Raw genomic sequence first — 22,767 nt, forward strand, 5'->3', positions numbered from 1 at the left:
GTTTAATGCGGGGTTTTTCGCATCACTGGCACGCGGTATAATACTCTGAAGATTACATTATCCACGACGCGTGCTTAACGAATTCGCTTTGCAACACGGTTGCTTTATCCCATTCGCCATTCATTGCCAGTTGATGACAGAGGCGACTCAGGGAGTGGCGCGCCAGTTGCCAGGCCTGCATCCGGAACAGGCGTTCGCGGGCGGTATTGCTCAGCTCAACAATCAGTCGTTGATGGAGTTTTCCCATCGCGTGAAGATAGCTCTGATCGTCGCCATTTAGCTGGCAGAGTTCGGCCATGTCGAGGCAGGTATCATTGAACTTACGCAGTTGTTCAATGGAACACTCGGGCCGGTTTAACTTAGCCTGTGCCATGTAAAAGTCGACGGTGATATCACGTACGGAAAACGTGTACTCATCAATTTTATGTTGCAGCCACGCACTCATCGACAGATTCATTACGGGTCCCAGTCGCGCTAATGATAATCATTATCATATTATAACTGCGATATTATTCAATCGTAACGTGGGAATTTTTATTGATACGCGTCACCTCTCAGAAAAATCGGTGATAACGATAACCGCGTCACGGTGAATAACTAGAATGAGTTAGATAAAGTATTCGGTTTAGATAACAAAATATAAACATCTTATTTTCAAACGCTTATCTTTTGAGACGATGCGTCTTTCAGGTAAAGCGCAATCTTTTTTACAGGGTCTAAACTTAGTCAAGAGTTCCCTAAAAGCACCTTTTGTCCTTTATCCCTGCAAAACAAGAGGTTGAAGTGATTCTGGTAATCACTAACATAGGGGCACTAGCCCGAAGGGCTATCGTATCGCGAGGTAAATTATGCAATCAGCAAATCCTGCCACTTTTTCTCCGGATGAGTACATCTGGAAAGGGCTGACGCTTACTGACAGCGCAGCAAAGCAAATCATCAATCTGGCCGCAGGTGACCCTGAGATTAAGGGCCTGAAGCTGGGTGTCAAAACCTCTGGCTGTGCCGGATTTGGTTACACCATGGATATGGCGAAAGAATCGGCGGCGGATGATTTGGTGTTCAGCCATAACGGCGCGTTGTTATTCGTGCCCCTGCAGGCGATGCCCTACATCGACGGTACGGAAGTTGATTTCGTGCGCGAAGGCCTGAACCAGATTTTCAAATTTAATAACCCTAAAGCTCAACACGCCTGCGGCTGTGGTGAGAGCTTTGGCGTTGAGTGAACCCTATGTCTCGTAATACTGAAGCATCTGACGATGTACAGGTTTGGGAAGGCAGCCCTCAGAACTACAAAGAAGGCTTCTTTACCCAATTGCAAACCGAAGAATTTGAACACGGCATCAATGAAGATGTGGTGCGCGCAATCTCGGCTAAACGTAACGAACCTGAGTGGATGCTGGAATTCCGCCTGAAGGCCTTCGCTGCGTGGCTTGAAATGGAAGAGCCACACTGGCTGAAAGCCAACTACAAAAAGCTGGATTATCAGGATTACAGCTACTACTCCGCACCGTCCTGCGGCAACTGTGATGATAGCTGTGCTTCTGAGCCAGGTGCGACACAGGCTTCAGCAACCGATGCGCCAAACTACCTGACGCAGGAAGTGGAAGACGCCTTTAAACAGTTAGGCGTGCCGGTACGTGAAGGCCAGGAAGTGGCCGTAGATGCGATCTTTGACTCCGTCTCCGTATCGACCACCTATCGCGATAAGCTGGCGAAAGAGGGCATTATCTTCTGTTCGTTCGGTGAAGCTATCCACGAGCACCCGGAGCTGGTTCAACAGTACCTGGGCACCGTTGTTCCGGCAAATGACAACTTCTTCGCTGCGTTGAACTCGGCTGTGGCTTCTGACGGTACTTTCGTGTACATCCCGAAAGGGGTGCGCTGCCCGATGGAGCTGTCGACGTATTTTCGTATTAACGCGGCGAAAACTGGGCAGTTCGAACGTACCATTTTGATTGCCGATGAAGGCAGCTACGTGAGCTACATCGAAGGCTGTTCCGCGCCGGTCCGTGACACCTACCAGCTGCATGCGGCGGTGGTGGAAGTGATCATCCATAAAGATGCTGAAGTGAAATACTCCACGGTGCAAAACTGGTTCTCCGGTGGCGATTCCGAGGGCGGTATCCTGAACTTTGTGACCAAGCGTGCACTCTGTGAAGGTGCGAACAGCAAGATGTCCTGGACGCAGTCGGAAACGGGTTCTGCGATCACCTGGAAATACCCGAGTGTGATCCTGCGTGGCGATAACTCGATTGGTGAGTTCTTCTCTGTGGCGCTGACCAGCGGACGCCAGCAGGCTGATACCGGCACCAAGATGATCCACATTGGTAAAAATACCAAGTCAACCATCATCTCTAAAGGTATCTCTGCTGGCACCAGCCAGAATACCTATCGCGGCCTGGTGAAAATCATGCCAACCGCCACCAATGCGCGTAACTTTACCCAGTGTGACTCGATGCTGATTGGTGCGGAATGCGGTGCGCACACCTTCCCGTATGTGGAAGTGCGTAATAACACCGCACAGTTAGAGCATGAGGCCACCACATCACGTATTGGTGAAGATCAGCTGTTCTACTGCCTGCAACGTGGGATCAGCGAAGACGATGCGATTTCTATGATTGTTAACGGTTTCTGCAAGGATGTCTTCTCAGAGCTGCCGCTGGAGTTTGCAGTGGAAGCGCAGAAACTGTTGGCTATCAGCCTCGAACACAGCGTGGGCTAACCTACGCACAGCATTGATATGGTGCCGGAAAGCACTACGAAGGAAACCTTATGTTAAGCATTAAAGATTTACAGGTCAGCGTTGAAGACAAAGCTATCCTGCGTGGATTGAATCTTGAAATCAAACCCGGCGAAGTTCACGCCATCATGGGGCCAAACGGCTCAGGGAAAAGTACCCTTTCCGCCACTCTGGCAGGGCGTGAAGACTATGAAGTCACCGGCGGCTCCGTGGAGTTTAAAGGTAAAGACCTGCTGGAACTGGCCCCGGAAGATCGTGCCGGCGAAGGCATCTTTATGGCTTTCCAGTACCCGGTTGAGATCCCTGGCGTCAGTAACCAGTTCTTCCTGCAAACCTCTGTTAACGCGGTGCGCAAATACCGTGAGCAGGAAGCGCTGGACCGTTTTGATTTCCAGGACTTCATTGAAGATAAGATTCAGATGCTGAAAATGCCTGAGGATCTGTTGACCCGTTCCGTTAACGTTGGTTTCTCCGGCGGTGAGAAAAAGCGTAATGACATTCTGCAGATGGCGGCACTGGAGCCGGATCTGTGCATTCTGGATGAGACGGACTCCGGTCTGGATATTGATGCCCTGAAAATCGTGGCAAACGGGGTTAACAACCTGCGCGATGGCAAACGTTCATTCATTATCGTTACGCACTACCAGCGTATTCTTGACTACATCAAGCCGGACTTCGTCCACGTGCTGTATCAGGGCAAAATTGTGAAATCAGGTGATTTCTCACTGGTTAAACAGTTGGAGGAGCAAGGCTATGGCTGGCTTACCGACCAAGAGTGATAACGCGCTGCAACAGTGGCATCACCTGTTTGAAACGCGTGGTGAAAGCCGTTCGTTGCAGGCACAGCAACACTGGCAGCAGCTGCTGCGTTTAGGTCTGCCTACGCGTAAGCAGTAAAACTGCAAATACACGCCACTGGACCAGCTACTGAGCCACCAGTTTGTGCTGCCTCAGCCTGCTGAACTGAATACAGACGCTATCGACAACGTGGCACTGGCGATTGATGCTGTGCGCCTGGTGTTTATTGATGGCCGTTTTGCACCGGCCCTGAGTGACAGTGAGCATGATCTGTTCGCTATTCAGGTGACTCAGGCCGCGGAACGTCGCGAGTTGAGTGCGCCAATCCAGCCCGAAGTGTTCCTGCATCTGACCGAAAGCCTGGCAGAAGAAGTGACGACCATTCAGCTGGCACGCGGTAAAGCGGCAGCGCGTCCCCTTTACCTGCTTCATATCAGCAGCGGCAGTGCGGCAGGCGAGATGAATACCTCTCACTATCGTCACCATCTGGTGCTGGAAGAAGCGGCGGAAGCGACGGTGATTGAGCATTACGTCACGCTTAACGCCTCAACGCACTTTACCGGTGCGCGTTTCACCGCTGATGTGGGCAATAACGCACAGCTGACGCACTACAACCTCTGCTTCGAAGATCAAAGCAGCTATCACTTCTCACATAACGACCTGATGCTGGGCCGTGATGTGCGCGTGCAGAGCCACAGCTTCCTGCTGGGTGCGGGTCTGACCCGTCACAACACCAGTAGCAAACTGGAAGGCGAGGGCAGCGACCTGGTGATCAACAGCCTGATGCTGCCGCTGGACAAAGAAGTGTGTGACAGCCGCACCTATCTTGAGCACAACAAAGGCCATTGCCAGAGCCGTCAGCTGCATAAAACCATTGTGCGTGACCGTGCCCGAGCCGTGTTTAATGGTCATATTAAAGTGGCCAAGTATGCGCTGAAAACTGACGGTCAGATGAGTAACAACAACCTGTTACTGGGACGTCTGGCAGAAGTGGATACCAAACCGCAGCTTGAAATCTACGCTGATGACGTGAAATGCGGTCATGGTGCGACGATCGGTCGTATCGACGAAGAGCAGATGTTCTATCTGCGTTCTCGTGGGATCGACGAAGCCGCCGCGCAGCGCATGATTATCTATGCGTTTGCCGCTGAATTAACCGAAGCCATTTCTGATGAAACGCTGAAAGAAGCCGTGATGCAGCGCATCGCGCAGCGTTTCCCTGGAGGCCTGCAATGAGTTTTGACCTGGCCCGCATTCGGGCGGAGTTTCCGCTGCTGGCGCGTGAGGTCAACGGGCAACCGCTGGCCTATCTCGACAGTGCGGCCAGTGCGCAAAAGCCGCAGGCAGTCATTGACGCAGAAAGCCGCTTTTATGAGCATGGCTATGCCGCCGTGCACCGTGGTATTCATACGCTGAGTGCGGAAGCCACCACGGAAATGGAAAATGTGCGTACTCAGGCAGCACAGTTCCTCAATGCGGCGTCAGCGGAAGAGATCGTCTTCGTTAAAGGCACCACAGAAGCGATCAATCTGGTCGCTAACAGCTGGGGCGGCAGCCAGTTGCAGCCGGGCGACAACATTATCATCACGGAGATGGAGCATCACGCGAATATCGTTCCGTGGCAGATGGTAGCCCAGCGCACCGGCGCTGAAGTGCGCTTTATCCCACTGACCGCTAACGGTGAGCTGGATATCGCTCAGTTACCGGCATTGATGGACAGCCGTACCCGCCTGCTGGCAGTGACGCAGGTCTCTAACGTGCTGGGGACTGAAAATCCGGTGAAAGCGCTGGTCGCGCAGGCGAAAGCTGCAGGCGTGGTCACGCTGATCGACGGTGCACAGGCCGTGATGCATCATCAGGTCGATGTCCAGGATCTGGACTGCGATTTCTATGTTTTCTCCGGGCACAAACTTTATGGTCCGACCGGCATTGGCATCCTGTATGGCCGCAAGGCACTGCTGGATCAGATGCCGCCGTGGGAAGGGGGCGGGGCGATGATTGCGACCGTCAGCCTGACCAAAGGCACCACCTTTGCTGCGGCGCCATGGCGCTTCGAAGCGGGGTCACCGAATACCGGGGCGATTATCGGTCTGGGCGCTGCCATCAAGTGGATCAGCGATCTGGGGCTGGATGTGATTGCCGAGCGTGAACAGCAGCTGATGCGCTATGCACTGGATAAACTGGCCGCAGTGCCGGATCTGGTGATCTATGGCCCGCAGCAGCGTGCTGGCGTGATTGCGTTCAACCTGGGTAAGCACCATGCTTTTGATGTTGGCAGCTTCCTGGATCAATATGGCATCGCGATACGTACTGGACATCACTGTGCCATGCCGTTAATGCAGCATTACGAGGTGCCTGCCATGTGTCGTGCCTCGTTTGTTCTGTATAATAGCGAAGAAGAAGTGGACCGACTGGCCGCCGGTTTAACACGTATTCACCGTTTGCTGGGTTAAGTTTCAACCCGCACCGACCCGCAGGGGCGAGGCATGCCTCGCCCTTTCGTTTTTAAGTGAGGAAGCAATGGCAACTCTGCCAGATAAAGACAAGCTGGTACGTAACTTCAATCGTTGCGCTAACCAGGAAGAGAAGTATCTGTACATCATTGAGCTGGGTGCGCGCCTGTCGGGCGAGGCGGAAACCCTCCAGCAGCCGGAAAACATCATTCCGGGCTGTCAGAGCCAGGTGTGGATTGTCGTCGACACCGATGAAACAGGCTGTGTTCGCCTGCAGGGCGACAGCGATGCCGCGCTGGTAAAAGGGTTGATTGCCATTGTTTTCGCGCTGTACCAAAAGATGACGCCGCAGGAAATCGTCGATTTTGATGTCCGCCCCTGGTTTGCTGACCTTTCACTGACGCAACAATTAACGCCGTCCCGTTCGCAGGGACTGGAAGCAATGATTCGTGCCATTCGTAAGAAAGCGCTGATTCTTACTCAGCCTTGAATTGCTACACTTCTCGGTAAGCACCCCGCCAGGCTACAGTGGGGTGTTTACACATCCCGATCCCGATTGCGGGTGCATTTATCGCCCCCGGTAAGCGAGTCAGGTTGTGTATCTATCCATTCATAACCGAGAAATGCGCATGAAACTCTTTTACCGCTTTGCCGGGATCTCTGTTCTTACCTTTCTTGCCGGGATGCACGCCGTTAGCGCAACCGAGTATCCACTTCCCCCAGACAACAGCCGCCTGATTGGTGAGAACACCACCTTTGTCGTCCCCAATGACGGGCAGCCGCTGGAGTCTGTGGCGGCCAAATATAAAGTGGGCCTGCTGGGTCTGCTGGAAGCCAATCCCGGTACCGACCCCTGGTTACCTAAAGCGGGTTCGCAGCTGACCATTCCAACGCAGATGCTGCTTCCTGATACGAAACGTGAAGGCATCGTCGTCAACGTGGCTGAACTGCGCCTCTACTACTATCCGAAAGATGAAAACAAAGTGATCGTCTATCCCATCGGTATTGGTCAGCTGGGCGCAAACACCCCGGCAATGGTCACCAGCATCAGCCAGAAAATTCCCAATCCTACCTGGACACCCACCCCCAATATTCGTAAGCGCTACGCGGCTGAAGGCAAGACGCTACCGGTAACCGTACCCGCAGGGCCGGATAACCCGATGGGGCTGTTTGCGCTGCGTCTGGCTTACGGTAAGCAACACTATCTGATCCACGGTACTAACGCTGATTTTGGTATCGGCATGCGCGTCAGTTCAGGGTGCATCCGGTTGCGCCCGGACGATATTGAAGCACTGTTTAACAGCGTTCCAAAAGGGACGCGTGTACAGATCATCAATCAGCCCGTGAAGTACGCGGTTGAACCCGACGGTAAACGGTATCTGGAAGTGCATCAGCCGTTATCACATAGCGAGAAGGATGATCCGCAAACCATGCCGATTGCATTAACGGTGGCTGCTAAGAAATTCATCAACAGTGATGCCAGCGATCGGGCAGTGATCAAAGCGGCGATTGAGCGCAGGGCGGGGATGCCAGTACTGGTTAATGAAGGTGAAAAAGCCGGGGGTAACGTGGAGTTTCCTGTCAGCGAGGCTAAACAGCCTTCTGCTGCGGCAGAGGGTAAATCTGCACCAGTGACTCGTGTTGGCGCTGGCGGGGCTTAGCGTCGTTTACAGGGCGTTTTAGACGGGGTTGGGCGCATGGCGGAAGACTCCGGATAACAGGCAAAAAAAATGGCGCACAATGTGCGCCATTTCATTACCAGAACTCTTACTTACGGTAAGAGTGAGCCTGGTTGTCCAGACGCTGGTTAGCACGAGCTGCGTCATCTTTAGCAGCCTGAACGTCAGAACGGATTGCGTTCACGTCGTTGCTCAGCTGGTCAACTTTAGCGTTCAGAGTCTGCACATCGGTAGACAGCTGATCGATTTTAGCGTTGCTTGAGCAACCAGCCAGCATAGTTGAAGCCAGGATTACCGCGCCCAGTACCAGTTTAGTACGATTCATTATTAATACCCTCTAGATTAAGTTAATCTCCATGTAGCGTTACAAGTATTACACAAAGTATTTTCTAATGAGAATAATTTTTTGATGAGAAAGTGCTTAAACTTGATCGTTCGCTCAAAGAAGCATCTTATTTCTGATATTTTACAAAAAACGAAGCGAAAACAGGCGATTTTAATCGGAGGGAACATCGTTTCTACGGTAATTAAATCGTTAATTTCGATTGGACGCTTTGTGAAACGTCTTACGCAAGTTGTAAAAAAAGCGCCACTGAGGGCGCTTTTTAAATACAAGGCGTAATTTTTAATTACAGAACGTGCACTGACGCAGTATTGGTGGTTCCACTTGGTACCAGTGCACCAGAAACCATGACGACCACATCGCCTTTCTGCGCATAGCCGCTGGCTTCTGCCGCTTCTTTACCCAGACGGTAGAAGTCGTCAGTTGAGGCGATTTCTTTCACCACGGAAGTGATGATGCCTTTACTGAGCAATAACTGACGTGAAGTTTGTTCATTGGTCGTCAGTGCGAGAATAGTCGCGTTCGGGAAGTATTTGCGAATAGACTTCGCAGACTTGCCGCCTTCAGTGGCAACCACAATCAGTGGCGATTCCAGTTTCTCAGCCGTTTCTACCGCACCACGACATACTGCTTCCGTGATGCGCATTTTGCGGTTGTCGTGCTGGGAGTCGATGCGGCTTTTCATCACGCGGTCGGTACGCTCGCAGATGGTGGCCATAATGGTGACAGACTCCAGCGGGTATTTCCCTTTGGCGCTTTCACCAGACAGCATCACAGCATCAGTACCGTCGAGAATGGCGTTGGCAACGTCACCGGCTTCCGCACGGGTAGGGCGCGGGTTTTTGATCATGGAATCGAGCATCTGAGTGGCGGTGATCACCACTTTACGTGCACGGTTACACTTCTTGATCATCATCTTCTGAGCGAAGATCACTTCTTCAACCGGGATCTCAACGCCGAGGTCACCACGAGCGACCATGATACCGTCTGAGGCATCAAGGATTTCGTCGAAGTTGTTCAGGCCTTCCTGGTTTTCAATTTTGGAGATGATCTGGATATGCTCGCCGCCGTGTGCTTTCAGATGCTCACGGATTTCGATCACGTCTGAACGCTTACGAATGAACGAGGCAGCAACGAAGTCGACGCCTTGCTCACAGCCAAAGATCAGGTCCAGCTTGTCTTTTTCAGCCAGCGCAGGCAGCTGAATGGACACACCCGGCAGGTTAACGCCTTTGTTCTCACCCAGGTCACCGTTGTTCAGCACTTTACATACCACGGTGCTTTCAGTGACGTCGATAACTTCCATACCGATCAAACCGTCATCCACCAGTACGGTGTTGCCGATTTTCAGGTCAGAAGCGAAGCCAGCGTAAGTCACTGCGACGGTATCAGCGTTACCGATGATGGTCTGGTCGGTGGTGAAGGTGAAGGTCTGGCCCGCTTTCAGGGAGGCATCGTTACCGCCTTCCAGCTTCATCGTACGGATTTCAGGACCTTTAGTGTCCAGCAGAATGGCAGCCTGGTGACCGCTTTTGCTCATCACGGAGCGCAGGTTAGTAATACGCTGGCCATGCTCTTCATAATTCCCGTGGGAAAAGTTCAGACGCATCACGTTCATGCCGGCATCAAGCAGGTTGGTCAGCATCTCTTCAGATTCGGTTTTTGGGCCGATAGTACATACGATTTTAGTCTTTTTCATGACGATTTATCTATTAAGTTGTGATGGATGATTAAAGATGGATCCCGGCGGTGATTCCCCCGGAGGAAAAAATTTGCGTTATGAAAACGTCGATACTGAGTAAGGATAGGTGACAGAATTAAAGCATGCAGGGTAAGTTGAGACGTGGTTTCGGCGCAGGCGCAGCAAGACGTTGCGCAACAGGTACTCGTTATAAATTGAGGGGCAACCATACGCTGAAACCATTCAAGTGAAACAACGTTCCGTATTATAGTCGCTAAGTGTTCGAAAACCAATTAAAAAGCGTGAAATAGCATGCAGGAATGATGCGCATCAAGTTCGTTGCGCAAACCAGTGCGAAGTAAGGTTAATCTGAAAGTCTGGATGAAGGGGCATACCGGCAGTTGTGGTGCGTTCTGGAGAAGTCGAAAAAGTCGTTTGGATGAGGTAACAAGCGTGGAGGGTATTGCGAAAAGAATTTGGTGCGTCTGAATGGACTCGAACCATCGACCCCCACCATGTCAAGGTGGTGCTCTAACCAACTGAGCTACAGACGCATAATTTGCTTCGTCTTTCGTACTACTGCTTTGATAGCAACTTCCGTTCATCTTTCTTTGGAAGAAAGATGGTGCGTCTGAATGGACTCGAACCATCGACCCCCACCATGTCAAGGTGGTGCTCTAACCAACTGAGCTACAGACGCAAATTGTTGTCGTGGTGACAACGGGGACGAATATTAGCGACACCCTGAACGACTGGCAAGGAGAAAAAAGGATTTTTGTGTCCGATTGCTGCGCAACTGTGCGAAGCGCAGCAATTTTAATCATTTTCCGCACGTTTATCAGAAAATTAACGTGCAGCACGCTTCAGAATCATCTCCGCAGGCTGCCGTTGCAGGCGGCGCATCCGCCAGATCATCATGACGGCAGAGGAGGTCAGTCCAATGATAAAGCCGGTCCAGAATCCTGAAGGGCCCATTGCCGGGACCACCCAGTCGGTCATCGCCAGCACGTAACCGCTCGGCAGGCCGAGGATCCAGTAGGCGACGAAGGTAATAAAGAAGATAGAACGGGTATCTTTATAACCACGTAGAATGCCGCTGCCGATCACCTGAATCGAGTCAGAGAACTGATACACCGCCGCCAGGAACATCAGCTGTGCTGCCAGCGTAATCACCTCAGGGTTATCGGTATAAAGCAGGGCGATCTCTTCGCGAAACGTCACTGTGAACAGCGCGGTCATACAAGCCATACCGATGCCAACGCCCTGCGCTGTCCACGCGGCGACTTTGGCCTGTTCGACAGAACCCTGACCCAGTCGGAAGCCTACGCGGATGGTGGTGGCGACCCCAAGCGATAACGGCAGGACGAACATCAGTGAACTGAAGTTCAGGGCGATCTGATGGCCCGCGACTTTGACGATCCCCATCGGAGACACCAGCAGGGCCACGACAGCAAACAATGTCACTTCAAAGAACAGTGCCAGCGCAACCGGCAGACCAAGCCCGGTCAGACGGCGTAATGCTTTCCAGTCTGGCGCACTGAAACGTCCCTCAATATGAATATCGCGCATTGATTTGGCTCGATTCACCCAGGCCTTCATCGCGATAAACATCACCCAGTAGACCGATGCGGTGGCCACGCCGCAACCAATTCCGCCCAGTGCAGGCATGCCAAAGTGACCGTAGATAAAGACGTAGTTAACCGGAATATTCACCAGCAGCCCGAGGAACCCCATGACCATGCCGGGTTTCGTTTTTGATAAACCTTCACACTGATTACGGGCAACCTGGAAAAACAGATAACCGGGAGCGCCCCACAGCAAGGCGTGCAGGTATCCCACCGCTTTTCTGGATAATTCCGGGTCAACATTATGCATCGCGCCGATCAGGTATCCGGCGTTATACAGCACCACCATAATCAGCACAGAGACCATCGCTGCCAGCCAGTAAGCCTGGCGAACCTGATGTGCAATGCGCTCACGTCGGCCGGAGCCATTAAGCTGCGCCACCACCGGCGTCAGCGCCAGGATCAAACCGTGACCAAAAAGAATGGAAGGTAACCAGATTGAGGTTCCTACTGCAACGGCGGCCATATCCGTGGCGCTAACGGCACCGGCCATTACTGTATCAACAAAGCCCATGGAGGTTTGCGCAACCTGCGCAAGGATCACCGGGATAGCAAGGGCTAATAACTGACGCGCCTCTAAGAGGTACTTCTGCACACATACACCTTTTTTAATTTTTCCGCTATGTTTCACGCCGTTTTACTGCACCGTGAAATCCATTGGGGAGTTGAATGATGAAAGACACTGCTGAAGAAATAAACGGCATTTGCGATGATGCCAGCAGGGCAGGCGTTCCATTCTAGTGTCAGCGGCGGAAATAGCCAATCTTCTGATAAAAGAATCGCTCTTTATGTCACGCAATTAAACGGGACTTTATTTGGTTTTGTTGCGATGCCAGGGCAAACTAACTGGAGCGAAAACACATTGATTGAGGCAACAGCTATGTTTACCGGTATTGTGCAGGGCACCGCGGAGGTGCTGGACATTGACGAAAAACCTAATTTTCGTACCCATGTGATCAGAATGCCGGAGGCATTATTGCCCGGGCTGGAACTGGGGGCGTCCGTTTCCCATAATGGTTGTTGCCTGACGGTGACCGAAGTCGATGGCGACCGCGTTAGTTTTGATCTGGTAAAAGAAACGCTGCGTATTACTAATCTGGGCGATCTGAAAGTCGGTGATACCGTTAACGTTGAGCGTGCGGCAAAATTCAGCGATGAAATTGGCGGTCATCTGATGTCAGGGCATATTATGACCACGGCTGAGATCAGCAAAATACTGACCTCGGAAAACAATCGCGAAATCTGGTTTAAACCGCAGGATGCCAGTCAGATGAAATATATCCTGCATAAAGGATTTGTTGGCATCGACGGTATCAGCCTGACGGTAGGAGAGGTGACGCGCACAAAATTCTGTGTTCACCTGATCCCCGAAACACTGATGCGCACCACCTTAGGCAGCAAACGTCTGGGGCATCGTGTGAATATTGAGATCGACCCGCATACGCAGGCGATTGTGGAAACCGTTGAGCGCGTTCTGGCTCAGCGTGAAGCGGCATTACTGGCCGCCGCAGTCAGTGAAAAACAGGCTGAGAGCCCGGAAGCGTAATGTCATAAAAAGGGCGACATGACGTCGCCCTTGCTGAAAAGGGTATTACCTAACGCGCAACGCGCAGGCCACCTTGTTTACCGTGGGTAAATACCACCTGCCAGAGCTGAATATCCCTTGCACGAAACGCACCCGCGCAAGCATTCAGGTAGTAAGTGAACATCCTTTTAAAACGTTCGCCATATTTGTCTGAGAGTTGAGGCCATGCGCTAAGAAAACGTTGATACCAGTGCATCAACGTCACATCATAATCAGCGCCAATATTGTGCCAGTCTTCCATCACGAACCAGGGCTCGCTGGCTGCGGCAATATGCCGCACAGAGGGCAGGCAGCCGTTAGGGAAAATGTATTTGTCGATCCACGGGTCAACCTCATTATTGGTTTTGTTAGCACCAATGGTATGCAGCAGGAAAATACCCTCAGGCTTGAGATTACGATTCACCACATCAAAATAGGTGGCGTAATTTTTTGGCCCGACATGTTCGAACATGCCGACAGAAACAATGCGGTCGAACTGCTCAGACAAATCGCGATAATCCTGAAGCAAAATCGTGACATCCAGTCCGTCACAGCGCTGTTGTGCCAGCTTTTGTTGTTCAGCAGAAATGGTCACCCCCACAACATGCACGCTAAAGTGACGCGCCGCATATTCCGCCAGACCTCCCCAGCCACAGCCAATATCCAGCAGAGACATGCCCGGCTCCAGTTGAAGTTTCTCGCAGATCATCTGCAATTTGGCTTCTTGAGCATCTTCCAGCGTACGGGCTTCTTTCCAGTAAGCGCAGGAATATTGCATATAAGGATCGAGCATGTGGGTGAAGAGATCGTTACCCAGGTCATAATGCTCTTTGCCAACAATCCACGCGCGTTTGCGAGATTGCAGATTCGTGAGCCGGGACGCCACAACACGCAAGGTGTCGCGGAAATGGTGAGGGAGTTGCTGATCTAATTTTGACTGCAAAACACGCTGGAAAAATATATCCAGGCGTTCGCATTCCCACCAGCCATCCATATAGCTTTCACCTAACCCCAGCGATCCTTCCTGCAGAACGCGTTTAAAAAAATCGGGGTTGGTAATCTGGATATCCCAGGGGCGGGAACCATTGATTTCGATATTGGCCTGACTCAACATTTCCTGGACGATTCGATACCACGGGTTGTCGTCAAGGCTCACTTCTTCTATACACGATGAACTCATAGCTTCTCCATCACCCTGTGTGATTGAAACCTGAGAAAAAGACGCGTCAATTTCTACAGGCCAGTGAGAGCACTCACGGCGAATGCCGCAGTCTGATATCCGACGTTAAAAAAGAGGTTTGATGTGAAACTGGCAGAGGTCGTAACGTAGTCACTCGGAACAACTCCATGACAACCTTGTCAGGAACCAACAGTGGACGACGACAAAAACGCCGTCGCCCACTCAAAAATGTTGTTAAGTTGTTATTTTATCTTGCGCTGAAAAGTATATGCCCACGAAAGGTAATATTCAATGCATTATTGTTAGGGCGCTAACTAAGTGTTTTTACAGGATTCCACCTGGCACGGAGCCGTCAGGTGAGGCTGTTTTTGCTCCGCCAGTCGCTGGACAATGTAGCCAACAACAGCCAGGACAATCGTGCCAGCCATCACCAGCGTAGTGGTATGTAACGGGGATTCAATCCATGTTGACACCGCCAGACTGGCGAAAAAACAGAGGCCGAGCTGCAACATATTCTGCAAGGCGGCTGCTTTACCGGTCGCCTGGGGGAAGGGCAGTAACGCACTGGATACCACAATCGGGTAGATCGCACCGTTTGCCATCGCCATTCCACAAAACGGCAGCAGTAATGCAAACAAGGAAGGCTGCGGCTGCAGTGAAACAAAATAGATCGCGAGAATGCTGACACTGTAGAAGGCCAGCAGCCATGGCAACAATTGGCGCCCGGCAAAGTGGTTCAACAGCGCGCGGCAGCTAAACCCGCCGACAAGAAACGCCACAGTTTGTGGAACATAGCTGAGGCCAATATCCGCAGGGGACAAACCCAGGTTACCCAGAATGAAAGGGGACCCGGTGAGCCAGGCAAAGAAGCTGGCAGAGCACGCGGCATAAATCGCCACGTTGCCACTGTAAATGGGCGACTTCAGCAATGTGAAGAAGCCAGGCGTGCGGGGCTTAACGGCAGCGTGATCGTCCACCGGGCGTGACGGCAAGCGCAATGTAGGGATCAGTAGTGCGAGGCTGAGCAGTAGCAAGACAACGAAAATCGAACGCCATGAAAAGTGTTGCAGTAGCCAGGCACCCAACAGGGGAGCCAGCGCAGGCGAGAGGGCGACCAGTGGCATAATGGTCGCAAAGACACGATTGGCCCGCGGACCACTGTAGCGATCAACCACCAGAGCCTGCCAGCTCACCGCCGCAGCGCACACACCCACGGCCTGAACAAAGCGAACGATCAGCAACCAGAAAGCCGACTCCACCCACAGCATGGCTGCACAACCAACGGCGAACAGACTCAAGCCCATCATCAACACCGGTTTGCGGCCGATGCGGTCTGACAACGGGCCCCAGACTAGCTGTGCGCAGGCAAACCCGGCAAGGAAGATACTTAAACTGGCGCTAATGGCACCGGCTTCCGTCTGTAAGTCCTGTTGCATCACGCCAAACGCGGGTAGGTACATATCGGTAGCAAGAAAGCCCAGCATACTGAGCAGCGCAAGGTAAATCATAAATCCTTTGGAACGCATGGTTTTTAACTCTTATTAGACAATTTTTTTACGCGTGCAGTGTAATCGCGTGCTGACCCGTCTGTGAAACGCTAATATTCGTGGGTTGCGATGAAAAATATTGAAGGCAAATCATGTGGTCTGAACATTCTCTTGAAGTGGTTGATGCGGTGGCGCGAACGGGCAGTTTTACCGCTGCTGCGGCAGAATTGCATCGCGTCCCTTCCGCTGTGAGTTATACCGTGCGGCAGCTGGAAGCCTGGCTGGCCGTGAGTCTGTTTGAGCGTCGTCATCGCGATGTGGAGTTGACGGACGCCGGACGGGTTTTCATTGAAGAAGGTCGGGCTGTTATCAAAAAAATGCTCGCCACCCGCACACGCTGCCAACAGGTGGCTAACGGCTGGCGGGGACAAATCAATATTGCGGTCGACAGAATTGTGCGCCCGGCACGCACCCGACAGCTGGTCGTGGATTTTTTACGGCATTTTACCGACATGGAACTGCATATCATGCCGGAAGTGTTCAATGGCGTGTGGGATGCACTGGCTGACGGTCGCGTCGATGTCGCAATCGGTGCGACTCAGGCGATCCCGGTACGAGGACGTTTTGCTTTTCGTGATATGGGAAGCCTTAACTGGCGCTGCGTGGTGAAAACGTCGCATCCTCTGCTGAGCCATGAGGGGCCGTTAAGCGAGACGTTAATCCGTGAGTGGCCATCGCTGGTACTGGAAGATACCTCACGTGCCTTGCCAAAACGCACCACGTGGACATTAGATAATCAACGACGGCTGGTGGTGCCTGACTGGGAAAGTGCGTTTGACTGCCTGCGAGCCGGGCTGTGTGTTGGGATGGTACCCGGTCATTTTGCCCAGCCCTGGCTGCAACAAGGCGTGTTGGGAGAAGTGACGCTGACGTCACCGTTTCCCGACAGTCCCTGTTATCTCAGCTGGTCTGAACAAAGCGCCTCACCGGCGCTAAGTTGGTTACTGGACTATCTGGGTAACACAGAAACCCTGAATGCAGAGTGGTTAAGTGAACATCCCGGCCAGTGGCAGGTGAGTGATTAACGGCGATAGTCGCGGAAAGGGCCATCGGCAACGGAACGACGCTCAATCAGTGAAGGGTGAACTTCAATGGTTTGCGGGTCTTCGCGTTTGCTGGTGATACGGTCCAGCAACATATCAAAAGCGGTTTCGCCCAGACGCTCTTTTGGCTGGTGGACGGTGGTCAGTGCGGGCGTAAAGTAGCGGGCGTTGCGCACGTTATCATAACCGATCACCGAAATATCCTGCGGTACGCGCAACCCCATTTCATCTGCTGCGCAAATCGCGCCCATAGCCATAATATCACCACCGCAGAAAATGGCCGTCGGGCGCTGCTTCTGCGACAATATTTGCTGCATGGCACGATAGCCCGACTCAGGTTCAAAGTCGCCCTGCACCAGCCATTCATCGCGCAGCGTGATGCCTGCTTCTGCCAGCGCTTTCAGGAATCCGGCATGGCGGCCACCGCCCGTATTACGTTCAAGCTGGCCTGGGATCGCGCCGATATCGCGGTGCCCACGCTCGATCAGGTAGCGTCCCGCCAGATAACCGCCCTCAAAAGCATTATCCAGTACGGTATCAGTTAAATCACCGCGCGACTCGCCCCAATCCATGACGACCATCGGGATATTACGGTTATCTTCCAGCATGGAAATCAACGTGTCAGGATATTCCGAACACATCACCAGCAACCCATCGACGCGTTTTTGCGCCATCATTGACAGATAGGCCTGCTGTTTTTGCAGGTCATTGTGCGCATTGCCCAAAATCAGCGTATAGCCTTTGGCAAAGCAGCGGTTTTCTATCGCCTCAATGATCTCTGCAAAATAGGGCGCTTCGCTGGATGTTGCCAGAAGGCCAATGGTTTTGGTGTGGTTGACCTTCAGACTGCGGGCCACGGCGCTGGGGGAGTAATGCAATTCTTTGATCGCCACCCATACCGCTTCGCGCGTCTCTTCGGCTACAAAGCGCGTTTTGTTAATCACATGAGACACGGTGGTGGTTGAAACACCGGCGCGCTTTGCCACATCCTTAATTGTTGCCATGAAAATCGTACTCCTGGTGTTATCGTAACATCTTGATAACTAATTGGTTAAACGTTTGCCTGGGTACAGCCATTCCTGCCCGACCAGAATTATTTTGGGTGCTGTCTCAAAGGGTCGGGAAGGGGTAGAATCGTCCGTAGAGTGACATGCAGTGCTGACTTTTACACGTTGCCGACTGTGTTGCGCAACGGAATAAAGAATTCTAACAAGGCTGCGCACAGAAAACGAGATTTTTACGGGTAACTGTGGGAAAATCTGTTGGCTTACTAATAACAAGGTTATTGAGGAGAGAGAATGAACACTGATATGAAAATGACGGCACTGGCCGTTGTGGGTTCACTGCTGATGATTATTGCGTTTAGTTTTACGGCTGTCATGCATTAAGTTTTGCACGGGAGGAGGACACTCTTCCCGAACCCACACGCATTATCGAATCGTTTTAGGCGTCATCATACGGCGCGCACCGATGTAGTGTTCCTGCCAGTAATCTTCGCTCAATGCACTGACCTGAATGTCTTTACCAGTACGTGGAGACTGAATAAATTTCCCTCCACCCAGATAGACGCCAACGTGATCGGCCGTGCCACGTCCGTTAATGCGGAAGAAGACCAGATCACCTTTCTCTAACTGATCGCGCTTAATCGAAGCCGCATCACGCAGATGGTACATTTCATTGGCCGTGCGCGGGATCTTAAACTTCACCAGATCTTTGTAGGCATACCACACCAGACCACTGCAATCGAAACCGGTTTTCGGAGAGGTGCCGCCCCATTGATAAGGCTTTCCAAGTTGGCCCATTAGCTTGTTCATCGCCGTCTCACGTGCTTTCTGGTAGCGTGCGCGATGTGCTTTGCTGAGTTTGAGCGGGGCGCTCAGAGCATCGTTATCATCGTCAGTGGCTTTGCTGCCTGCGCGTTGACGACCATAATGTTTTTTATCCGCTTTTTTGCTGGCCGCGAGTTTTTTGCTCAGTGTTTTCTTCTCCACCTTCGCATTACGCACCGGGGCTGCGCTGTTTTTTTTCTTTTCTTTCTCTTTCAGTTTTTTTGCCAGCAAAAGCCGTGCTGATTTAGACGGTTCTTTTTTAACGGTTTCTTTGGCTTTCTTACTGACAGGTTCTTTGACTTTTTTGGTCGAAGTGGCTTTTACCGGACGGCGCTTACGGCGGTCATCTACACGTGCAGTATTGCTTTCGGCTTTTTGCTGTTTTGCATTAATAGGGGCATGTGGCGATGCGTGCGCCATGTTGAAGAACAACTGAGTGAAAGCCAGTATGAAGAGCGTGATGAGTAAACGCATCGTTCCCATTAACAGTTTGTGCGCTACAAAAAAGCAGCAACGCGGTCAGAAAAGAGATTTCTGCGGTATGCAGAAGGTTAGGCCAATTCTAATCTAACTTCTTAACAAAGGGTAAGGTCTTTTTTGTTTCAATAATACAGATCAAGAAAATGATGTAATATTGAGCACAATCAGGTGGTTAACCCAGCAATAAAACCAGTGTTAGTCATAACAGGTGCAGCAGTGATGATAAGAAAATGTTATTTTGTTTCCCTGTTTTGTCTATTGGTCACATTTTTACCTCTCTCGCATGTGAAAATGTCATTTTCATCCCCAGGGCAGAATCGCTACAATAAGCAGGCTGCGCCCAGCCTACACACGATGTATCGTATTGAGGAAGATATTTATGAGTACTGTTGAAAAAATTCAACGCCAGATCGCTGAAAACCCTATTCTGCTGTACATGAAAGGTTCTCCGAAACTGCCAAGCTGCGGTTTTTCTGCTCAGGCTGTTCAGGCGTTATCTGCTTGTGGCGAGCGCTTCGCGTACGTTGATATTCTGCTGAACCCGGACATCCGTGCAGAAATGCCAAAATATGCCAACTGGCCAACGTTCCCACAGCTGTGGGTAGACGGTGAGCTGGTGGGTGGCTGCGATATCATCATCGAGATGTATCAGCGCGGCGAGCTGCAGCAGCTGATTAAAGAAACTGCGCAGAAATATCCGTCTGACGCCGCAGAGTAATGCAGGCACATTGTCAGCATAAAAAAACCGGGCCCTGAGAGGTCCGGTTTTTTTTCGAGTCTACAGCACGTTGTTTCTATTTTTCGCTGTCGTCGCTTTAAGCATCAACCGGCAGTGGCCAGCCTCCCAGACGTTTCCAGCGGTTGACCAGCTCGCAGAACAGATCGGCCGTTTGTACGGTATCGTAAAGCGCGGAGTGAGCCTGAGCGTTATCAAAAGGCATTCCCGCCGCCGTACAGGCCTTCGCCAGAACGGTTTGCCCCAATACCAGGCCGCTGAGTGCCGCGGTGTCGAAGGTGACGAATGGGTGGAAAGGGTTACGCTTCAGGCTGGCGCGTTCAGCAGCCGCATTCATAAAATTCAAATCGAATGTGGCATTGTGTGCAACCATGATTGCCCGACTGCAACCGCTCTCCTTAATGCCCTTACGCACCAGTTTGAAAATGGCATGCAACGCTTCATGTTCACTGACAGCACCGCGCAGCGGATTCTCCGGATCGATTCCGTTAAATGCCAGTGCTTCGGGTTGCAGAACTGACCCGACAAAAGGCTCTACGTGGAAATGGATCGTCTCGTCTTTCTCCAGCCAGCCATCGTCATTCATCTTTAGCGTCACCGCTGCGATTTCCAGTAATGCGTTAGTTTTGGCATCAAAACCGGCGGTTTCAACATCAATAACAACTGGATAAAAACCGCGAAAACGGCTGCTAAGGGTATTCAGTTCATTCGATTCAGACATCGGCATCTCACAGGAGAAAAAAGGCAGCGCGCATTATGGCAAATTTTGTCGGGGGATGCAGCAGGGAGGGGAAGCGGGGGGCGTAAAAGGCACCCGAAATACTTAGTGGCCGAGGCCATTGCCCGCTTGTTTGTTCTCGATCAGCTCAATTTTATAGCCATCCGGGTCTTCAACAAACGCGATCACGGTGGTGCCACCTTTTACCGGGCCGGCTTCACGGGTCACGTTCCCGCCATCGTTGCGGATACGGTCGCAGGTCGCGGCCACATCATCTACGCCCAGTGCGATATGTCCGTAAGCATTGCCCAGGTCGTATTTATCCACGCCCCAGTTGTAGGTCAGCTCAATGACAGCACCTTCGCTCTCTTCGGTGTAGCCGACAAACGCGAGGGTGTATTTATATTCGGTATTTTCACTGGTGCGCAGCAGGCGCATGCCCAGCACTTTAGTATAAAAATCAACAGAGCGTTGCAGATCGCCAACGCGCAGCATAGTGTGAAGTAAACGCATAACATCCTCTTTTATCGGCGTCATCGATGGATGACGTAAAAAAACCAGTATAACGATTATGCCATCGGGTGCGAACCCTTGTGGAAATTAACCGAGGAACGGATAGTCGGTATAGCCTTCGGCACCGCCACCATAGAAGGATTCTGGCTTAGGTTCGTTCAGCGGAGCACCGTTTTGCAGACGCGCGACCAGGTCCGGGTTGGCAATGTAGCTACGGCCAAACGCAACGGCATCAATCAGACCTTGCCCGATAAGGGCTTCAGCTTTTTCTGCCGTGTAACCGCCCGCGCCGACAATGACGCCAGGATAGACAGCGCGGATGGCCTGACGGAATTCACTGGTGTATGGCTTGCCACCGGCCCAGTCAGGTTCAGAAATGTGCAGGTAGGCCAGTTGGCGCTTTGCCAGCTCAGCAATAAAGTACAGGGCGGCTTCTTCCTGATCTTCGCCGTTATCCAGACCGTTGAAAGGCCCCAGCGGAGAAATACGGATACCGATGCGATCGGCACTCCAGCCAGCAATGGCGGCATCCACCACCTCCAGCGCAAAGCGGGTACGATTTTCGATACTGCCACCATACTGGTCGTCACGCTGGTTGGAAGCCGGAGAAAGGAACTGGTGAATCAGATAGCCGTGCGCGGCATGCAGTTCAACCAGGTCAAAATCGGCCTCACGCGCATTAATTACGGCCTGACGGAAGTCACCAACGATGCCAGCAACTTCTGCCGTTGCTAATGCGCGCGGGGTGGAAGTGGCCTCACGTACCGGGTTACCCTCTGCATCACGCAGGGATGTGCGGGTTTCGGCATTAATAGCAGAAGCAGAAACGGGAGCCTTACCTTCAGGTTGCAGGCTGGCATGAGAAATACGCCCGGTATGCCAGAGTTGCACGGCGCTGTGGCCGCCATCCTGATGAATCCCCGCGTTGATCGCTTTCCAGGCACTCATCTGCTCTGATGAATGTAATCCCGGTGCACCGGCATAACCTTTCGCCTGGAAGCTGATCTGTGTTGCTTCAGTGATAATCAGCCCGGCAGTTGCGCGCTGGCGATAATACTCACCCATCAGAGGGATAGGGATATCGCCGGGTTCAATGCTACGCAGGCGCGTCAGCGGCGCCATAAAAATGCGGTTCGGCACGGTGATGGCACCGGTTTTCAACGGGGTAAACAGCGTGTTCAGTTTCATAACTTACTCCTGGTAGACCGGTCGACTAGTGTGGGTTGTTTTTTTTAAGCTTTGCGCAATATTCGCGCCATTTCCTGCCATGCATTGAGTAATGGTGCGTTATCACGGCAGATTTTACTTTGCAGGCTGGCGCCCAGCCACAGCGTGTACAGGGTTTGTGCACAGGCTGCACTGTTCACGTCAGTATGCAGTGTTTGCTGTTGTTGTGCTTTTTCCAGTGATGCCTTCAGGGTATCCATCAACGCAGTGGATCCCGCATGGAGCGCACTGCGCATGGCTTCAGACAGGTCGCAGACTTCGGCGGATAATTTTACCGACAGGCATCCCGCAAAACTGCTTTCTTCACAGTAAGAGAGTGACTGATGATAATAGTCGAGCACGCGCTGTCGGGAGTCATCCTGATGATCATGTAGATAATCTTGCAGACGCTGATGATAGCGGGCGAAGTAGCGTTCCAGCATGGCAACGCCGAACACTTCTTTAGAGGCAAAGTAGTAGTAGAACGACCCTTTTGGCACTTCTGCCTGTTTGAGCAGCTCGATCAGGCCCATACCGTTGAAGCCGCGCTGAAGGCAGAGCAGTTCACCGGTATCGAGCAGATGTTCACGTGTGTCAAAGCGGGTCGTGTTATTCATTGCAGCAGGGTACTA

At 52.0% G+C, this 22,767-nt stretch carries 22 protein-coding genes, 2 tRNA genes and 1 pseudogene; 11 read left to right on the forward strand and 14 right to left on the reverse strand.

The features are described from left to right. Nucleotides 1-52: 52 nt before the first annotated feature. The gene (locus tag WH279_RS14895; RefSeq protein ID WP_339457562.1) at nt 53-457 is read right to left on the reverse strand and encodes a hypothetical protein; all 405 of its coding nucleotides are present in this window, start codon (nt 455-457) and stop codon (nt 53-55) included. Nucleotides 458-848: 391 nt separating this feature from the next. On the opposite strand from WH279_RS14895, the gene sufA reads away from it, so the two are divergent. The 7 genes and pseudogenes from sufA to WH279_RS14930 all read left to right on the forward strand — a co-directional run bounded on the left by sufA (nt 849) and on the right by WH279_RS14930 (nt 7,652). Then, on the forward strand, nt 849-1,223 hold the full coding sequence (sufA, locus tag WH279_RS14900; RefSeq protein WP_133845281.1) for a Fe-S cluster assembly scaffold SufA: 375 nt from the start codon (nt 849-851) through the stop codon (nt 1,221-1,223). A gap of 5 nt (nt 1,224-1,228) precedes the next feature. After that, nucleotides 1,229-2,722, forward strand: coding sequence for a Fe-S cluster assembly protein SufB (sufB, locus tag WH279_RS14905; protein ID WP_200643072.1), 1,494 nt, complete (start codon nt 1,229-1,231; stop codon nt 2,720-2,722). Between the two features lie 50 nt (nt 2,723-2,772). Then, on the forward strand, nt 2,773-3,519 hold the full coding sequence (gene sufC, locus WH279_RS14910) for a Fe-S cluster assembly ATPase SufC (RefSeq protein ID WP_200643073.1): 747 nt from the start codon (nt 2,773-2,775) through the stop codon (nt 3,517-3,519). Beyond that, nucleotides 3,494-4,774: pseudogene (gene sufD, locus WH279_RS14915) on the forward strand (Fe-S cluster assembly protein SufD). The gene sufC and the pseudogene sufD overlap by 26 nt, the downstream one beginning before the upstream one ends. Continuing rightward, a complete protein-coding gene (gene sufS / locus WH279_RS14920; protein ID WP_339457563.1) occupies nt 4,771-5,991 on the forward strand; it encodes a cysteine desulfurase SufS in 1,221 nt (406 codons plus the stop codon). The pseudogene sufD and the gene sufS overlap by 4 nt, the downstream one beginning before the upstream one ends. Nucleotides 5,992-6,058: 67 nt before the next feature. Next, nucleotides 6,059-6,481, forward strand: a complete 423-nt coding sequence (gene sufE / locus WH279_RS14925) for a cysteine desulfuration protein SufE (protein ID WP_133845272.1) — start codon at nt 6,059-6,061, stop codon at nt 6,479-6,481. 139 nt (nt 6,482-6,620) lie between these two features. After that, a complete protein-coding gene (locus tag WH279_RS14930; RefSeq protein WP_339457564.1) occupies nt 6,621-7,652 on the forward strand; it encodes a L,D-transpeptidase family protein in 1,032 nt (343 codons plus the stop codon). Between the two features lie 106 nt (nt 7,653-7,758). Here WH279_RS14930 and WH279_RS14935 read toward each other — a convergent pair whose 3' ends face one another. From WH279_RS14935 to WH279_RS14955, 5 genes are all read right to left on the reverse strand, one after another. Further along, a complete protein-coding gene (locus tag WH279_RS14935; protein WP_034895178.1) occupies nt 7,759-7,995 on the reverse strand; it encodes a major outer membrane lipoprotein in 237 nt (78 codons plus the stop codon). 304 nt (nt 7,996-8,299) lie between these two features. Then, nucleotides 8,300-9,712 (reverse strand): pyruvate kinase PykF, encoded by a 1,413-nt coding sequence (pykF, locus tag WH279_RS14940; RefSeq protein ID WP_339457565.1) that lies wholly within the window; start codon nt 9,710-9,712, stop codon nt 8,300-8,302. A gap of 459 nt (nt 9,713-10,171) precedes the next feature. Next, nucleotides 10,172-10,248, reverse strand: a tRNA-Val gene (locus tag WH279_RS14945). Between the two features lie 69 nt (nt 10,249-10,317). Continuing rightward, nucleotides 10,318-10,394: transfer RNA gene (locus WH279_RS14950), tRNA-Val, on the reverse strand. 146 nt (nt 10,395-10,540) lie between these two features. Then, nucleotides 10,541-11,914 carry an MATE family efflux transporter gene (locus WH279_RS14955; protein WP_339457566.1) on the reverse strand — a complete coding sequence of 458 codons (1,374 nt, stop codon included), beginning with the start codon at nt 11,912-11,914 and terminating at the stop codon, nt 10,541-10,543. A gap of 285 nt (nt 11,915-12,199) precedes the next feature. On the opposite strand from WH279_RS14955, the gene WH279_RS14960 reads away from it, so the two are divergent. Then, the gene (locus WH279_RS14960) at nt 12,200-12,865 is read left to right on the forward strand and encodes a riboflavin synthase subunit alpha (protein WP_200643078.1); all 666 of its coding nucleotides are present in this window, start codon (nt 12,200-12,202) and stop codon (nt 12,863-12,865) included. A 49-nt stretch (nt 12,866-12,914) separates the two neighbouring features. Here the strand turns inward: WH279_RS14960 and cfa are convergent, their stop codons facing one another. Together cfa and punC are read right to left on the reverse strand one after the other, a co-directional pair. Further along, on the reverse strand, nt 12,915-14,063 hold the full coding sequence (gene cfa / locus WH279_RS14965; RefSeq protein ID WP_339457567.1) for a cyclopropane fatty acyl phospholipid synthase: 1,149 nt from the start codon (nt 14,061-14,063) through the stop codon (nt 12,915-12,917). Nucleotides 14,064-14,377: 314 nt separating this feature from the next. Then, nucleotides 14,378-15,589, reverse strand: coding sequence for a purine nucleoside transporter PunC (gene punC, locus WH279_RS14970; protein ID WP_339457568.1), 1,212 nt, complete (start codon nt 15,587-15,589; stop codon nt 14,378-14,380). Nucleotides 15,590-15,702: 113 nt separating this feature from the next. Between punC and punR the strand changes: the two genes are divergently transcribed. Next, complete coding sequence (punR, locus tag WH279_RS14975; protein WP_339457569.1) at nt 15,703-16,635, forward strand: DNA-binding transcriptional activator PunR; 933 nt, start codon at nt 15,703-15,705, stop codon at nt 16,633-16,635. On the opposite strand, the gene purR is transcribed toward punR, so the two are convergent. Beyond that, complete coding sequence (purR, locus tag WH279_RS14980; RefSeq protein ID WP_339457570.1) at nt 16,632-17,657, reverse strand: HTH-type transcriptional repressor PurR; 1,026 nt, start codon at nt 17,655-17,657, stop codon at nt 16,632-16,634. The genes punR and purR overlap by 4 nt on opposite strands. 294 nt (nt 17,658-17,951) lie before the next feature. Between purR and cydH the strand changes: the two genes are divergently transcribed. Beyond that, a complete protein-coding gene (cydH, locus tag WH279_RS14985; protein WP_118664219.1) occupies nt 17,952-18,041 on the forward strand; it encodes a cytochrome bd-I oxidase subunit CydH in 90 nt (29 codons plus the stop codon). A 42-nt stretch (nt 18,042-18,083) separates the two neighbouring features. On the opposite strand, the gene WH279_RS14990 is transcribed toward cydH, so the two are convergent. Continuing rightward, entirely contained in the window at nt 18,084-18,956 is an 873-nt protein-coding gene (locus WH279_RS14990; RefSeq protein ID WP_339457571.1) for a C40 family peptidase, read from the reverse strand. Between the two features lie 385 nt (nt 18,957-19,341). Between WH279_RS14990 and WH279_RS14995 the strand changes: the two genes are divergently transcribed. Next, the gene (locus tag WH279_RS14995) at nt 19,342-19,680 is read left to right on the forward strand and encodes a Grx4 family monothiol glutaredoxin (protein ID WP_200643084.1); all 339 of its coding nucleotides are present in this window, start codon (nt 19,342-19,344) and stop codon (nt 19,678-19,680) included. Between the two features lie 97 nt (nt 19,681-19,777). Here WH279_RS14995 and rnt read toward each other — a convergent pair whose 3' ends face one another. The 4 genes from rnt to WH279_RS15015 all read right to left on the reverse strand — a co-directional run bounded on the left by rnt (nt 19,778) and on the right by WH279_RS15015 (nt 22,752). Then, complete coding sequence (rnt, locus tag WH279_RS15000) at nt 19,778-20,425, reverse strand: ribonuclease T (RefSeq protein ID WP_339457572.1); 648 nt, start codon at nt 20,423-20,425, stop codon at nt 19,778-19,780. Between the two features lie 96 nt (nt 20,426-20,521). Then, complete coding sequence (gloA, locus tag WH279_RS15005) at nt 20,522-20,929, reverse strand: lactoylglutathione lyase (protein WP_133845248.1); 408 nt, start codon at nt 20,927-20,929, stop codon at nt 20,522-20,524. A gap of 87 nt (nt 20,930-21,016) precedes the next feature. Beyond that, a complete protein-coding gene (locus tag WH279_RS15010) occupies nt 21,017-22,117 on the reverse strand; it encodes an alkene reductase (protein ID WP_200643087.1) in 1,101 nt (366 codons plus the stop codon). A 44-nt stretch (nt 22,118-22,161) separates the two neighbouring features. Beyond that, entirely contained in the window at nt 22,162-22,752 is a 591-nt protein-coding gene (locus WH279_RS15015; RefSeq protein WP_339457573.1) for a TetR/AcrR family transcriptional regulator, read from the reverse strand. Between the last annotated feature and the right edge of the window lie 15 nt (nt 22,753-22,767).

The sequence above is a fragment of the Erwinia sp. MYb375 genome (genome assembly GCF_037479175.1).
GTDB lineage: Bacteria > Pseudomonadota > Gammaproteobacteria > Enterobacterales > Enterobacteriaceae > Erwinia > Erwinia rhapontici.

Excerpts from the sequence above, each read along its gene's own strand:
- WH279_RS14990 (WP_339457571.1), bottom strand. The coding sequence starts at position 18,956 with ATGCGTTTACTCATCACGCTCTTCATACTGGCTTTCACTCAGTTGTTC.
- sufS (WP_339457563.1), top strand. The coding sequence starts at position 4,771 with ATGAGTTTTGACCTGGCCCGCATTCGGGCGGAGTTTCCGCTGCTGGCG.
- punR (WP_339457569.1), top strand. The coding sequence starts at position 15,703 with ATGTGGTCTGAACATTCTCTTGAAGTGGTTGATGCGGTGGCGCGAACG.
- sufC (WP_200643073.1), top strand. The coding sequence starts at position 2,773 with ATGTTAAGCATTAAAGATTTACAGGTCAGCGTTGAAGACAAAGCTATC.
- rnt (WP_339457572.1), bottom strand. The coding sequence starts at position 20,425 with ATGCCGATGTCTGAATCGAATGAACTGAATACCCTTAGCAGCCGTTTT.
- gloA (WP_133845248.1), bottom strand. The coding sequence starts at position 20,929 with ATGCGTTTACTTCACACTATGCTGCGCGTTGGCGATCTGCAACGCTCT.
- WH279_RS14995 (WP_200643084.1), top strand. The coding sequence starts at position 19,342 with ATGAGTACTGTTGAAAAAATTCAACGCCAGATCGCTGAAAACCCTATT.
- WH279_RS14930 (WP_339457564.1), top strand. The coding sequence starts at position 6,621 with ATGAAACTCTTTTACCGCTTTGCCGGGATCTCTGTTCTTACCTTTCTT.
- purR (WP_339457570.1), bottom strand. The coding sequence starts at position 17,657 with ATGGCAACAATTAAGGATGTGGCAAAGCGCGCCGGTGTTTCAACCACC.
- WH279_RS14935 (WP_034895178.1), bottom strand. The coding sequence starts at position 7,995 with ATGAATCGTACTAAACTGGTACTGGGCGCGGTAATCCTGGCTTCAACT.
- WH279_RS14960 (WP_200643078.1), top strand. The coding sequence starts at position 12,200 with ATGTTTACCGGTATTGTGCAGGGCACCGCGGAGGTGCTGGACATTGAC.
- WH279_RS15010 (WP_200643087.1), bottom strand. The coding sequence starts at position 22,117 with ATGAAACTGAACACGCTGTTTACCCCGTTGAAAACCGGTGCCATCACC.
- punC (WP_339457568.1), bottom strand. The coding sequence starts at position 15,589 with ATGCGTTCCAAAGGATTTATGATTTACCTTGCGCTGCTCAGTATGCTG.
- WH279_RS14895 (WP_339457562.1), bottom strand. The coding sequence starts at position 457 with ATGAATCTGTCGATGAGTGCGTGGCTGCAACATAAAATTGATGAGTAC.
- WH279_RS15015 (WP_339457573.1), bottom strand. The coding sequence starts at position 22,752 with ATGAATAACACGACCCGCTTTGACACACGTGAACATCTGCTCGATACC.
- sufA (WP_133845281.1), top strand. The coding sequence starts at position 849 with ATGCAATCAGCAAATCCTGCCACTTTTTCTCCGGATGAGTACATCTGG.
- cfa (WP_339457567.1), bottom strand. The coding sequence starts at position 14,063 with ATGAGTTCATCGTGTATAGAAGAAGTGAGCCTTGACGACAACCCGTGG.
- cydH (WP_118664219.1), top strand. The coding sequence starts at position 17,952 with ATGAACACTGATATGAAAATGACGGCACTGGCCGTTGTGGGTTCACTG.
- pykF (WP_339457565.1), bottom strand. The coding sequence starts at position 9,712 with ATGAAAAAGACTAAAATCGTATGTACTATCGGCCCAAAAACCGAATCT.
- sufE (WP_133845272.1), top strand. The coding sequence starts at position 6,059 with ATGGCAACTCTGCCAGATAAAGACAAGCTGGTACGTAACTTCAATCGT.
- sufB (WP_200643072.1), top strand. The coding sequence starts at position 1,229 with ATGTCTCGTAATACTGAAGCATCTGACGATGTACAGGTTTGGGAAGGC.